This window comes from Streptomyces sp. 7-21 (assembly GCF_016741785.1).
Classification (GTDB): domain Bacteria; phylum Actinomycetota; class Actinomycetes; order Streptomycetales; family Streptomycetaceae; genus Streptomyces.
Genome location: NZ_JAERRL010000002.1, coordinates 206,680 through 220,342, shown reverse-complemented (window position 1 = coordinate 220,342; position 13,663 = coordinate 206,680). Strand labels below are relative to the sequence as shown.

Sequence of the window (13,663 nt, the reverse complement as noted above, 5' to 3'; positions counted from 1 at the left end):
GGGGACACCCCTGATGTGCGCGAGGGCCGGCGCGTGTGACGATCAGTACATGACGACGGAAGCGCCGCCAGCGCCGCGCAAGCTGTACCGCAGCGCGGAGGGCCGCTGGCTGGGCGGGGTCGCCGTGGGCCTCGCCGGCCACCTGGGGCTGCCGGTCTCGTGGGTGCGGGCCGTGTTCTTCGTGCTGTGCATGGTCAACGGCCTCGGCGTGCTGCTGTACGGCGTGTTCTGGTTCATCGTGCCGCTGGGCTCGACGGCGGCGGCCGGGCCGGCCGCCGAGTTCCGGTACCGGGGGCTGCGGCGGCTGCTGCACCGGCCGGACAAGCGGCAGCTCGCGGCGCTGCTGATGCTGCTGGTGACCGTCGCCGTGCTCGGCGTGAACCTCCGGGTGCCGATCTCGGGTGCCGCGCTGTGGCCGATGCTGATCGTCGGCGTCGGGGTGGCCGTGGTGTGGCGGCAGGCGGACAACTCACGCCGGGCCGAATGGGCGGAGGCCACCCGCCGCAGCCGATGGCTGCCGCTGCTGCGGGCGGCGGCGGGCGCGGTGCTGGTGTGCGGCGGCGTCGCGGGCTTCGTCGTGGTCCAGGGGACCCCGGAGACCACGGAGAATCTCAGCCACGTCGCGCGGGCCGCCCTCGCGGTCGTCGTCGGAATCGCGCTGCTGGCGGGCCCCTACCTGGTGCGGATGATGCAGGATCTGTCCGAGGAGCGGACGATGCGCATCCGCGCCCAGGAGCGCGCCGAACTCGCCGCCCACATCCACGACTCGGTGCTGCACACCCTCACCCTCATCCAGCGCAACGCCGACAAGCCGCGCGAGGTGGCCCGCCTGGCGCGGGCACAGGAACGGGATCTGCGGGCCTGGCTGTACAAGTCGGCGGAGCCCGCGGCCGACCCAGAGGACGAGGAGCGGTCGGAACGCTCCCTCGCCGAGTCGGTGCGGGCCACGGCCGCCGAGGTCGAGGACCTGCACGGGGTGCCGATCGAGGTGGTCTGCGTGGGCGACTGCCCCGTGGACGAGGCGCTTGGCGCGCAGCTCCAGGCGGCGCGCGAAGCCATGGTCAACGCCGCCAAGTACGGTGGCGAGGGCGGACCGGTCCGGGTCTTCGCCGAAGTCGAGGGGCGTACGGTCTTCATATCGGTGCGCGACCGCGGGCCCGGCTTCGACCTGGACGCGGTGCCCGCCGACCGGATGGGCGTGCGCGAGTCCGTCATCGGCCGCATGCGGCGCAACGGCGGCACGGCCCGGGTGAAGTCCGCGCCCGGCGAGGGCACGGAGGTCGAGCTGACCATGGAGCGAACGGATGGCTGAGCAGATGGGTGAGCGCGGGCCGGGCGGAGAACCGCGCCGGGCGCGCGTCGTGCTGGTCGACGACCACCGGATGTTCCGGGCGGGCGTCCGCGCGGAGATCGGCCGCACCGAGGACACGGGCGTGGAGGTCGCCGGCGAGGCGGGCGACGTGGACCAGGCGGTGGCCGTCATCAAGGACGTGCGGCCCGACGTCGTGCTGCTGGATGTGCACCTGCCGGGCGGCGGCGGGGTGGAGGTGCTGCGCCGCTGCGCGTCGCTGATGTCGGCGGCGCCGCCGCAGTCCCCCGTGCGGTTCCTGGCGCTGTCGGTGTCGGACGCCGCCGAGGACGTCATCGGCGTCATCCGGGGCGGGGCGCGCGGCTACGTGACGAAGACGATCACGGGCGCGGACCTGGTGGACGCCATCTTCCGCGTCGCCGAAGGGGACGCGGTGTTCTCCCCCCGGCTGGCGGGTTTCGTGCTCGACGCCTTCGCCTCCAGCGACACCGCGCCCGTGGACGAGGACCTGGACCGGCTCACGCAGCGCGAGCGCGAGGTGCTGCGGCTGATCGCGCGCGGCTACGCGTACAAGGAGGTCGGCAAGGAGCTGTTCATCTCGGTCAAGACCGTCGAGAGCCACGTCTCGGCCGTGCTGCGCAAGCTCCAGCTGTCCAACCGCCACGAGCTGACCCGCTGGGCCACCGCCCGCCGCCTGGTGTGAGCCGCCGGGAGCGCCCGCGCGGCCGGACGCGTCAGGCCGCCGCGCGGGGCCGCGTGGCGGTGTGGACCGTGTGCGCCGTGAGAAAGAAGACGCCGGGGCGGCGGTCGACGGCGTGCGGCGACTGCGGGTCGAGCAGCGCGTCGAGCGTGCGCACGTCGTCGGCGTCGAGGCGGTCCGCCAGCTTCTCGCGCGCCGTGGCGAGGTAGCCGCGCACCGCCTCCCGGGCGGCGCCGGACAGCGGCGGCCGCAGCTCGATGAGGAAGCTGCGGCTGGGCCCGGGCTCCAGGCCGGTGGCGGCCAGCAGGGCGGGCCAGTCGTCGGTCTCCTCGCGCGCTCCGGGCAGGGCGGCGCGCATGGCGGCGAACCAGTCTTCGTTGGCCGCGTCCAGCCGGGCCTGGAGCCCGGGACGGCCGACGCCGAGAGAGCGCGGCAGGCAGCGCAGCGGCAGCCCGCCCTCGCACACGGCCAGCACCCCGCCGGGCCGCACCCGGCCGGCCAGCGCCCGCAGCCCGGCCCGCTGGTCGCCGAGGTGGTGGACGACGTTGCTGGCCCACACCAGGTCGGCATCCGGCAGCGCGGGCAGGTCACCGGGCAGCTCGGCCACACGGGTCGTGACGCGCCCGCCGCCGCGCGCCCGGGCGCGCTCCAGCAAGCGGGGGTTGCCGTCCGCCGCGATGATCTCGGCCGCCGGAAAGCAGCGGGCGAAGCGGGCGGCGGCGATGCCCGGGCCGCTGCCCGCGTCGAGCACGCGCGTCACCGGCTCCGGCCGCCGCCCGGCCAGCCAGGCGGCGGCCTCGTCGACGAAGCGCGCGCTCAGCTCGGCCCGCGCCTCAAGCTGGTCAGCCAGCTCGTCCCAGTCGATCTCCTCCGGGCCAGGCACGGGCTCACGCTCACTCCCACTCGATGGTGCCGGGCGGCTTGCTGGTGATGTCGAGGGTGACGCGGTTGACCTCGGGCACCTCGTTGGTCAGGCGCGTGGAGATCTTCGCCAGCAGGTCGTACGGCAGCCGCGACCAGTCGGCGGTCATGGCGTCCTCGGAGGTGACCGGGCGGAGCACCAGCGGGTGCCCGTAGGTGCGGCCGTCGCCCTGCACGCCGACGCTGCGGACGTCGGCCAGCAGCACCACGGGGCACTGCCAGATCTGCCGGTCGAGCCCGGCGGCGGTCAGCTCCTCGCGGACGATGGCGTCGGCCTGCCGCAGCGTGTCCAGGCGCTCGCGGGTGACCTCGCCGACGATGCGGATGGCCAGCCCCGGCCCGGGGAACGGCTGCCGGTGGACGATCTCGTCCGGCAGGCCCAGCTCCTGGCCGACCATGCGGACCTCGTCCTTGAACAGCTTGCGCAGCGGCTCGACCAGCTCGAACTCCAGGTCCTCGGGGAGGCCGCCGACGTTGTGGTGGGACTTGATGTTGGCGGTGCCGGTGCCGCCGCCGGACTCGACGACGTCGGGGTAGAGCGTGCCCTGCACCAGGAACGAGTAGTCGGCGCCCTCCTCGCCGGCGATCAGCTCGGCCTGGGCCTGCTCGAAGACGCGGATGAACTCGCGGCCGATGATCTTCCGCTTCTGCTCCGGGTCGGTCACCCCGGACAGCGCCGCCAGGAACCGCTCCGAGGCGTCGACGACCCGCAGCGAGACGCCCGTCGCGGCCACCAGGTCCTTCTCGACCTGCTCGGTCTCGCCCTGCCGCATCAGCCCGTGGTCCACGTAGACGCAGGTCAGGCGGTCCCCGATGGCGCGGTTGACGAGGGCGGCGGCCACGGCGGAGTCCACGCCGCCGGACAGCGCGCAGATGGCCCGCTTGTCGCCGATCTGGGCGCGGATGGCCGCGACCTGCTCCTCGACGATGTTTCCCGCCGTCCACGACGGGGTGATGCCCGCGCCCCGGTACAGGAAGTGCTCCAGCACCTGCTGCCCGTAGGTGGAGTGCATCACCTCGGGGTGGTGCTGGACGCCGTACAGCCGGCGCGCGTCGTCCTCGAACGCGGCGACGGGCACGGTGTCCGTGGACGCCGTCACCGTGAAGCCCTCGGGCGCGGCGGAGCAGGCGTCGCCGTGGGACATCCACACCTGCTGCTCGGCCGGGGTGCCCTCGAAGAGGGTCGAGCCCGGCTTGGAGACCCGCAGCGAGGTGCGGCCGTACTCGCGGGCGCCGGTGTTGTCGACCCGGCCGCCGAGCGCCTGCGCCATCAGCTGGAAGCCGTAGCACATGCCGAAGACCGGCACCCCGGCCTCGAACAGCTCGCGGTCGATCCCGGGTGCGCCCTCGGCGTACACGGAGGCAGGCCCGCCGGAGAGGATGATCGCCGCGGGGCGGCGGGCGAGCATCTCGGCGACCGGCATCGTGGACGGCACGATCTCGCTGTAGACGCGGGCCTCGCGGACCCGGCGGGCGATGAGCTGGGCGTACTGGGCGCCGAAGTCGACGACAAGGACGGTGTCCGGGCCGGAGCGGGCGTCTGCCACGGGGGATGCCTTTGCGGTGGTGGAGCGGTGATCTTCGGAGAGCGGGCAAGGAGTCCGCGCACCCCCGAGTCTACTGAAGACGCGGTGCGGCCCGGCTTGACCCGTCTGGCATACTCGGGGGCGTGCTCGTCACCCCGCGCGCCACGCGCTTCTTTACCTATGGCACCGGCCCGGCCGGCTGCCATGGGCGATGCCGCGCGCGCTGACGAGCGAGGCGACTTAACCCACCAGGCGCCCCGGGCCTCACGGTCCGGGGCGCCTGGTGGTGTTGCGGGCCGTGGGCGTCCGGCGGGCCTCATGCCACCGGGAGTTGGAGACATGAGCGAACAGGCCACGGCCGCGATCGACGATCCGAAGGCCGCCGAGGCCGCGATAGCCGACCTCCGCGCGCGCATCGACGAGCTCGACGCCCGCATCATCGGCCTGATCAAGGAGCGGATGACGGTCTCGGACGAGGTGCAGCGGATCCGGATCGCCTCGGGCGGGCGCCGTTTGCACCTGGCGCGCGAGATGGAGATCCTGCGCCGGTACCACGGCGAACTGGGCAAGGCCGGCACGCAGCTGGCCATGACGCTGCTGGAGCTGTGCCGCGGCCCGGCGTGAGCCCGCGGCCGCGCGCGTGTCACCCGTACGGCGCGTGACCGGGCCGGGCGGGGCTTCGTTGAACGGGATGTCTCCGGAGCGAAGAGACGTAGCGGACCTTCCCGGTGTGGCGAGGGCTTCAGCGTCGTGGGACCTCGCTCCGGTGCGGTGGCCGGGCAGCAGGGGACAGCGGGCCGGTCACGCTTGGGCGGCCGGTTCCCGGGACGCCGGGAACCGGCCGCCGCACGCACCGTCTTCACGCGGCGTGTGCGCGCAGGCCATGGCAGCGGTGCTTTCCCCCCGGGCGCCGCTTCCCAGCACCGGCGCCGCCCTGTCACCGGTGCTGATGACGGGCCCCGGTCGCCGCCTTACCTCCGTGACGGCGGCCGGGGCCCGGCACGTGCCGGCGGTGTGTCCGTTTCGTGACCGTGGTGCTTACAACCTCGCGGCCCGCGCGGGAGTCACACCAGGCAGGTCACGCATCAGACCGGGGCTCGTTCCTGTTCCCCCGGGGAGCGAGCCCCTCTTCATTCTTTGCTGGCGTTCCCGCGTTCCCGGCGTCTTCTCTGGCATCCCTGGCAGCCCTGGTATCCCTGGCGTCCGTGGCGGCTGCCCGGCCGTCCGCCGGGCCGGGCTGGCGCGTACCGCCGCCGCATGCCGTCCGCAGCGCGGCGAAGGCGTGGCCGGGAACGGCCGGGGAGCGGGGCGGGACGGGCGCCAGGCGCCGGTACGGGGCGCCCTGCGGCGGCCGGGGGTCGGCGTCGCCCTTGTTGGGCCACAGCGACATGGCCCGTTCCGCCTGGGCGGTGATGGTCAGGGCCGGGTTGACGCCGAGGTTGGCCGAGACCGCGGAGCCGTCGACGACGGAGATGCCGGGGTGCCCGTACAGCCGGTGGTAGGGGTCGATCACGCCCTGCGAGGGGTCGCCGCCGATGGGGCAGCCGCCGAGGAAGTGGGCGGTGAGCGGCATGCCGACCAGCTCGCCGACGTTGGTGCCCGCGAAGCCGCCGATGTCATCGGCGAGGTGGCGGGCGGCCTCGGCGCCCTCGGGGATCCAGTCGGGGTTGGGCGCGCCGTGGCCCTGCCGGGCGGTGAGCAGGCCCCGGCCGGGGCGGCGCCGCCGCAGGTGCGTGGTCAGCGAGTTGTCGTGGGTCTGCATCACCAGGCCGATGATGGTGCGCTCCGACCACCGGCGGTTGGAGAGGGAGACCAGGAAGACCAGCGGGTGGCGCAGGCTGGTGAGGGCGTAGGCGAGCAGCCGCGGCAGCCGGCCGCCCTGCCGGAACTGCTTGATGGACAGAAAGCCCATGGCGTTGGAGCCCTTTCCGTAGCGGACGGGCTCGATGTGCGTGTGCTCGTTGGGGTGGATCGACGAGGTGATGGCGACGCCGCGCGTGAAGTCCAGCGTGGCGTCGCGGCCGTGGCGGCGGCGGTAGCGGCGCGGGCTGGTGCGGGCGCCCACGAGGGCCTCGGAGTTGGTGCGGGTCAGGGTGCCGAGGCGGTCGGACAGCCGCGGCAGCTGCCCGGTGGCGCGCATGCGGTGGAGCAGCGTCTGCGTGCCGTAGGTGCCGGCGGCCAGGACGACGCGGCGGGCGCGCAGCACGCGCTGGCGGCGCCGGCGGCGGCGCGGTGACGCGTTGGTGGGCACGGTGACGACCTCGTAGCCCTCACCGCCGGGGAGTTCGGTGACGGCGGTGACGGTGGTGAGCGGGTGCACCTCGGCGCCGGCGCGTTCGGCCAGGTAGAGGTAGTTCTCGTTGAGGGTGTTCTTGGCGCCGTGGCGGCAGCCCGTCATGCACTCGCCGCACTGGAGGCAGGCGCGGCGGGCGGGGCCGGCGCCGCCGAAGTACGGGTCGGGGACCTCCTCGCCGGGGCGGGCGGTGCTCCTGCCGTCTGCGTCGTCGGCGTCGCCGAAGAAGACGCCCACCGGCGCGAGGTGGAAGGTGTCGCCGGCGCCCATGCGCTCGGCGGCGGCGCGCAGGTGGACGTCGGCGGGGGTCATCGTGGGGTTGAGGCGGGCGCCCAGCATGCGGCGCGCCTGGTCGTAGTGGGGGGCGAGTTCGTCGCGCCAGTCGGTGAGGTGGGCCCACTGCCGGTCGGTGAAGAAGGCGTCGGGCGGCACGTAGAGGGTGTTGGCGTAGTTGAGGGAGCCGCCGCCGACCCCGGCACCTGCCAGGATCATGACATTCCGGAGCAGGTGGATGCGCTGGATGCCGTACAGCCGCAGCCTCGGGGCCCACAGGTACCTGCGCAGGTCCCAGGAGTTCTTCGGCAGTTCGGAGCGGGAGAAGCGGCGCCCGGCCTCCAGCACGGCGACGCGGTAGCCCTTCTCCGTCAGGCGCAGCGCGGAGACCGAGCCGCCGAAGCCCGAGCCGACGACGATCACGTCGTAGTCGAACGGGCCGGACGGATCCGGGGAGCCGGAGTGCGGGTCTGCGGGCGTACTCATCAGCGGAACCTCAGCGTCTTGAGTGCCTTCAGGGAACGGGTGATCACCGCGGCGTACCGGCGGTCGTCGAGGCCGAAGGCGGGCGCCATGGGCACCAGCCGCTGCTGCGCGACGGTCTGCGGCTCGGTGTAGCGCAGCAGGCCCTCGGCGCCGTGGCGGCGGCCGAGCCCGGAGTCGCGCATGCCGCCCATGGGCGACTGGACGCTGCCGTAGGCGGCCGCGTACCCCTCGTTGATGTTGACGGTGCCGGTCCGCAGCCGCGCGGCGACGCGGCGGGCGCGGCGGGCGTCGCGGGACCACACCGAGGCGTTGAGGCCGAAGTCGCTGGCGTTGGCGCGCGCCACGGCCTCGTCGTCGTCGGCGACGGGGTACACCGAGACCACCGGGCCGAACGTCTCCTCCTCGTACACCCGCATGGCGGGGGTGACGCCGGTGAGGATCGTCGGCTCGTAGAAGCAGGGCCCGAGGTCGGGGCGGGCCCGTCCCCCGGCGATTACGGTGGCGCCGCGCGCGACGGCGTCGTCCACGTGGCTTGCGACGGCGGCCAGGCGCTCCGGGGACGCCAGCGCGCCGACGTCCGTGCCGTAGTCGAGGCTGGCGCCCAGGCGCAGCGCCCTGGTGCGCGCGGCGAAGCGGCGCAGGAACGCGTCGGCGAGCGAGGCGTGCACGTAGATCCGCTCGACCGAGACGCACAGCTGCCCGGCGGAGGAGAAGCAGGCGCGGACCGCCCCGGCCGCCGCCTTGTCGGGATCGGCGTCGCCGAGCACCAGCATCGGGTTCTTGCCGCCGAGCTCCAGGCTGGCGCCGACCAGGCGGGCCGCGGCGGCCGTGGCGACCTCGCGGCCGGTGCGCGTGGAGCCGGTGAACGTCACGTAGTCGGCGTGGCGGATGACCAGCGCACCGACGACGGGGCCCGGGCCCAGGACGATCTGCCAGAGGTCCTGCGGCAGCCCGGCCTCGATCAGCAGGCGCCGCGCCCACAGTGCGGTCAGCGCCGTCTCGGTGTCCGGCTTCATCACGACGGCGTTCCCGGCGGCGAAGGCGGGAAGCGCGTCCCCGGCGGACAGTTCGAGCGGGTAGTTCCACGGCGCGATGTGGCCCACCACGCCCCGGGGGTGGCGCAGTTCGCGGACGCGCGTCAGCACGGGGAACGCGCCGGTGTGGCGGCGGGGCCGCAGGTAACCCGGCGCGGCGCGGCCGTAGTGGCGGGCCGCCGCGGCGACGGCCTGCACCTCCTCGTGGGCGGACAGCCGCGCCTTGCCGGTTTCGAGCTGGATGAGGTCGAGGATCTCGTCCTGGCGGCGCAGCAGCAGGTCGTGGCAGCGCAGCAGCACCGCGGCGCGGTGGCGCACCGGGCGCGCGGCCCAGTCGCGCTGGGCCGCGCGGGCGCGGTCGAAGGCGGCGGCGACGTCCTCCGCGTCCGCCTCGGGGAGTTCGGCGAGCCGCTCACCGGTCAGCGGGCTGTGGCAGGCGGTGGCCGCGGCCGCGCCCGGCACGCCGCGCGTCAGCCGGTCCACGAGCCCGGGAGTGACCACGCGCGCGGCGTGTGCGCGCAGGGCAGCCTGGGCATCAGACTCCGCTGTCGTCATAGGCGGAGGGTACGGCCGGGCGCCGCCGCGTGACTACCCGTAGGTAACTACTTTTCTCCCGGGCCCCTGCGGCCGCGCGCCTGCGCCGCGGGGCGCTCCTCCCCCGGCTCCCTGGGCTCTTACGGCTCCCCCGCGCCCTCCTGCGGCTCCCGCAGCTCCAGGTGCTCCAGCACCGTGGCGTACAGCTCCTCGCCGTAGTCCCGGGCCGGGCCGCGCTCGCCGGGCATGGACACGCGCACCTGCCACATCTCGGAACCGTCCTCGGTCGCGTAGAACAGCGCCAGCCGCCGGCTGAGACGGTCGTCCTCCTCGTCGTAGACGTACCGGGGTCGCGTGACGACCTCCAGCTCGGCGGCGCCGCGGCCCTGGAACTCGGCCTCGTGGAAGGTGCCCCTCTCGACCTCGCTGTGGGAGTCGCTCTCGATCTCCTCCAGCGCGGTCACGGCGTCCTGGAGCGGGCTCTCGTCCGGGTCGTTGTCGGACAGCCAGACCTCGATGGCGTAGATGCCGTCGCGCGAGGCGTACGTGAGCTGGCCGCTGTCGGGGTCGACGGTGCGCTCGAACGACGCGGGCACGGCGATGTCCATGCGCAGGGAGTCCTCGGTCCGCTCGCGCCAGCCCTCGGGCAGCCCCGGGCCACCGCCGCCGAACGGGTTGACGACGGCGAAGCCGGCGGCGGCCACGGCCGCCGCCGCGAGCCCGCCGGCCAGCGCGAGGCGGCCCTTGCGGCTGGCGGGCACGGCCGCCGCGCGCAGCCGCACGGTGGCCGTCTGCCCGCCCCCGGCGGCGCCGCTCAGGGCGCGGGTCGGCTCCGGCCCCGGCCCGGGCTCCGGCGCCGCGAGGAACTCCCGCAGCACCGCCCGGACCTCCGCGGCGTCGGGGCGGGCCGCGGGCTGCTTGGCCAGCAGCCGGGTGACCAGGTCGGCCAGCGGCTGGGGGCACCGCGCGGGGCGGGGCGCCTCGGCGGTCAGCACGGCCTGCACGGTGGCGGGCGTGGTGCTGCGGCGGAACGGCGAGAAGCCCTCGACGGCCGTGAACAGCAGCACGCCGAGCGACCACAGGTCGGACTGCGGCCCGGGCCGCTGGCCCTGCGCCCGCTCCGGCGAGGTGTACTCGGGCGAGCCGACGAACGCGCCGGTGTCGGTGAGGCCCGGTTCGCCCTCGACCTGTGCGATGCCGAAGTCGGTCAGGATGACCCGCCCGTGCTGGCCGAGCAGCACGTTCGCCGGCTTCACGTCGCGGTGCAGCACCCCGGCACCGTGGGCGGCGTCCAGCGCGTCGAGCACGGCGAGCCCGATCCGGGCGGCCTCGCGGGGCGCGAGCGTCCCCGTCTCCAGCACGTCGGCCAGCGACTCGCCCCGCACCAGCTCCATCACCAGCCAGGGCTGGCCGTCCTCGATCACCACGTCGTGAATGGTGACGACGCTCGGGTGGGCGATGCGGGCGGCCGCGCGGGCCTCGCGGCGCATCCGCTCATGCACCATGGCCCGCTGCCGCTCCGCGACGTCCTTCGGCAGCCGGGGCTCCTTCACCGCCACGTCACGGTCGACGACCTCGTCGTGGGCGCGCCACACGGTGCCCATCCCGCCGTGGCCGAGGCGGGTGACGAGCCGGTACCGGCCGCCGAGCAGCCGGCCGGCGCCGGAGCCGTCCCCGCCGCGGGACTCACGGGAGGGCTCACCGCCGGACCCGGCGCGTTCCGGCGCACGCCCGCGCGGCACCTGGCTGGTCTCCGGGTCCTTGACGGCTCTCTCCGCCGTGGCTGGCTGGAGTGCGTCGGCCATGGGCTCGCCCGCCCGTTCCCCCTCGCTGCTCATGCCCACCATCCTTACCGGTCCCCCCGGGCCGGGCCCACGCCCGGGTCCGCACCCGTGCCCCATCCGTAGCCCGGTCGTCACCTGCGGGGTGCCCGGCGAGGCGGGCCGGTCAGCCGGTCAGGCGGTAGCTCTCGGCGACGACGTCGTAGATGTCGCTGAGGCGGGACTGCTCACCCGCGGGGCCCGTCACCATCACCACGTGGTAGGCGTCGTCGATGATCACCGCCATGTTGTGGGCGACGCGCTCACCGCCGTCCCAGGTGAAGACGCCCTCGGCCATCACGACGGAGTCCCCGACCCGCGTCTCGTACAGGCCGCTCGAGGTGCCGTAGGGATCGGCGCGGAAGTCCGCCAGCTCCGGCTGGTCCCGCAGCTGGTACCGCATCGGGTCGTCACCGAACTCGCCCGTGCTGTCCCGGCCGGCCACGACGATGATCTCCATGCCGTCGCCGGAGTACGTGACGCGCCCGTTGCCCGGCGCGCTCCGGTCCCACCCCTGGGGAACGGCGAGCGAAAAGCCCGCCGGGTCCTCCGCGGTCCGGTACCCCTCGGGGGCCGGGGGCGGGTCGCTGGCCTCGCCGGTCGGGGAGGTGCCGGACCCGCCGCCGTCGCCGCCGCCGTCCTCCGCGCCGCCGTCCTCGTCCCGGCCCTCGCCGGGATCGCCCGTAGGCTCGCCGGAGTCGCCGCGGCCGCCCGCCTGCGAGCCGTCGCCGGGGGCACCGGTCGGGCCGGACGCGCCGGCCCCCGGGGCGGGCTCCGGCCCGCCGGGAGCGGCGTCGTTCTCCCCGGGCTCCGGCATGAACAGCAGGATCGCGGCGATGGCGCCGCCCAGGCCGAGCAGCACCAGCGTGAGCAGCAGCCGCCCCAGGCGGCGCGGCCCGGGCGCCGGGCGGCCCCCGCCCCGCGCGCGGCGCCGCCGCAGCGGCCCGACGAGCGGCCCGCGCCGGCGCAGTATCGGCAGCCGCAGCGGGTCGGCCGGCCGCCCCGCCTCCAGCGCGGCGGCGGGCGCGGTCACGGTCTTGCGCCCCACCTCGGGCTCGGGCGCGCTGCGCAGCAGCGAACGCAGCCAGCCGCGCAGCTCCTCGGCGCTGGGCCGCTCGGTCGGGTCCTGGCGCAGCAGCGACTCCACGATGGGGCGCAGCGCCCCGCAGTCCTCGGCGAACGCGGGCTGTTCGGCGCACACCGCCTGCACCAGCTCCGCCGCGTTGTCCTCCGGGTAGGGCGGGTAGCCCTGCACGGCGCGGAACAGCAGCGCCCCCAGCGCCCAGAAGTCCGCGGCCGGGCCCACGGGCGGCGCCAGGCGCCAGTGCTCGTAGACCGGACCCGCCTGCTCGGGCGCCCACCGCTCGGTGACCGCGCCGACCGTCATGATGCGGGCCTGGCGCGCCCGTTCGGCGGCGAGCGCGGTGACGGGGCCGCGGTAACGCCCGGAGCCGCCGTCCGCGCGCTGGCCGTGCGGCGCGGGCCTGGGAACCGGGCGCGGCCCGGGGACGGGGGTGCGCTCGGTGGGCCGCTGCTCCGCCGGGGGCCGCTCCTGGCGCCGGCCGGGCAGGGGAGCCGGCTCCCAGCCGGTGCGGACGGGGTGGCCGGGGCGGCTGGCACCCGGCAGTTCGGCCGCGCCGGTGCTCGGGCCGGGGACGACCGGGCCGTCGGACCGGCGGGCGGGCTGCTGGCCGTGCGCCTGGCGGCTGGCGGCGCTGGCGCCCGCCTGGGTCCCGGCCCGGTAGGCGGCGATGGCGCCGCTCCGCGCGGCGCGCTCGGCCGCGCGCGAGGGCGGCTGCTCGCCCTCGAAGTTCCACGTCGTGGGCAGGCCGCCAGTGGTGCCCTGCCCGCTGCCGCCGGGCTGGGGCGGCTGGCCGGACTGCTGGCGGAGCCGGGCGACGAGGGACGCGGCGCCGCTGCCCGGCTCGCCGGGGCGGGGCTCTGGCGCCGGGCCGGGCCCGGGTTCCGGGGCTGGGTCCGGGGCTGGCGCAAGGGACGGCTCCGAAGCGGGATCAGGTCCGGGGTCCGGCGCCGGCCCGGACGGCGGCTCCTCGCGGCGGACAACGGCGAAGTCGTCCTCCGGCTCGGCGGGCAGCGGGTCGTAGCCGCACAGCACCTCCTCGGCCGCGCCCACGGCGAGCCCCGTCAGCACCGCACGCCCGTCGTCGCAGATGAGGACCGTGCGCGCGGTCAGGTTGCGGTGCGTCCAGCCGTGCGCGTGCACGATGCGCAGCGCCGCCAGCAGGTCGGCGGCGACCTCGGCGGCCCGGTACGGCGTGAGCCGCTCCTCCGCCAGCACCGCGGCGAGCGGCCTGGCGTTCAGTAATTCACTGACGATCCACAGGCCGTCGCCCTGCACGAAGACGTCGAAGACCTGGTCAAGCCGCGGATGGTCCGGGAGCGTGGCCGCCGCTGCCGCCGCCTCGACGGCGCGGCGCACGACGGGGTCGTCCGGCGTGCGGGTGGCGCGGTCACCGACGTCGCGGCGCGGCCGGGGCGGCCGGGGCCTGCCGTCGGCGTCGAGGGTCTCCGCCTCGACGATCTCGGGCAGCGGCACCTGCCTGACCAGGACTTCCTGGCCGCTGGCCGTGTCGAACGCCCTGGACTCGACGAGCTCGAACTCCTCGGACGGAGCCTTCGGCAACCGGTACCGGTCGGCGAGCAGCCGCCCCGTGTAGCCGTCCACTTCGCCTCCCCACCGCACGAGCCGCCATGCATCCGGTCCTTCACCATACGTGGCACGGATATGCCCCCGCCACGGTCCGTC

At 75.6% G+C, this 13,663-nt stretch carries 9 protein-coding genes; 3 read left to right on the top strand and 6 right to left on the bottom strand.

The genetic code is table 11. The features are described 5' to 3' along the window. The first annotated feature begins 49 nt into the window (after positions 1–49). Together JK356_RS03150 and JK356_RS03145 are read left to right on the top strand one after the other, a co-directional pair. Positions 50–1,312, top strand: coding sequence for a PspC domain-containing protein (locus JK356_RS03150; protein ID WP_236670644.1), 1,263 nt, complete (start codon positions 50–52; stop codon positions 1,310–1,312). Beyond that, positions 1,305–2,012, top strand: a complete 708-nt coding sequence (locus tag JK356_RS03145) for a response regulator transcription factor (RefSeq protein WP_201865924.1) — start codon at positions 1,305–1,307, stop codon at positions 2,010–2,012. Before JK356_RS03150 ends, JK356_RS03145 begins: the two co-directional genes overlap by 8 nt. 31 nt (positions 2,013–2,043) lie before the next feature. Here JK356_RS03145 and JK356_RS03140 read toward each other — a convergent pair whose 3' ends face one another. Together JK356_RS03140 and guaA are read right to left on the bottom strand one after the other, a co-directional pair. Beyond that, on the bottom strand, positions 2,044–2,892 hold the full coding sequence (locus JK356_RS03140; protein WP_307815373.1) for a methyltransferase: 849 nt from the start codon (positions 2,890–2,892) through the stop codon (positions 2,044–2,046). 10 nt (positions 2,893–2,902) lie between these two features. Next, positions 2,903–4,477 (bottom strand): glutamine-hydrolyzing GMP synthase, encoded by a 1,575-nt coding sequence (guaA, locus tag JK356_RS03135; protein ID WP_201865923.1) that lies wholly within the window; start codon positions 4,475–4,477, stop codon positions 2,903–2,905. A 318-nt stretch (positions 4,478–4,795) separates the two neighbouring features. Between guaA and JK356_RS03130 the strand changes: the two genes are divergently transcribed. Next, the gene (locus JK356_RS03130) at positions 4,796–5,080 is read left to right on the top strand and encodes a chorismate mutase (protein WP_201865922.1); all 285 of its coding nucleotides are present in this window, start codon (positions 4,796–4,798) and stop codon (positions 5,078–5,080) included. 454 nt (positions 5,081–5,534) lie between these two features. On the opposite strand, the gene JK356_RS03125 is transcribed toward JK356_RS03130, so the two are convergent. From JK356_RS03125 to JK356_RS03110, 4 genes are all read right to left on the bottom strand, one after another. Further along, a complete protein-coding gene (locus JK356_RS03125) occupies positions 5,535–7,508 on the bottom strand; it encodes a GMC family oxidoreductase (RefSeq protein ID WP_201865921.1) in 1,974 nt (657 codons plus the stop codon). Beyond that, a complete protein-coding gene (locus JK356_RS03120) occupies positions 7,508–9,097 on the bottom strand; it encodes a succinic semialdehyde dehydrogenase (RefSeq protein ID WP_201865920.1) in 1,590 nt (529 codons plus the stop codon). The genes JK356_RS03125 and JK356_RS03120 overlap by 1 nt, the downstream gene beginning before the upstream one ends. Before the next feature lie 119 nt (positions 9,098–9,216). After that, positions 9,217–10,914 (bottom strand): serine/threonine-protein kinase, encoded by a 1,698-nt coding sequence (locus JK356_RS03115; protein WP_201865919.1) that lies wholly within the window; start codon positions 10,912–10,914, stop codon positions 9,217–9,219. 109 nt (positions 10,915–11,023) lie between these two features. Next, positions 11,024–13,582: a protein kinase gene (locus JK356_RS03110; RefSeq protein WP_201865918.1), complete on the bottom strand. Its 2,559-nt coding sequence runs from the start codon at positions 13,580–13,582 to the stop codon at positions 11,024–11,026. Between the last annotated feature and the right edge of the window lie 81 nt (positions 13,583–13,663).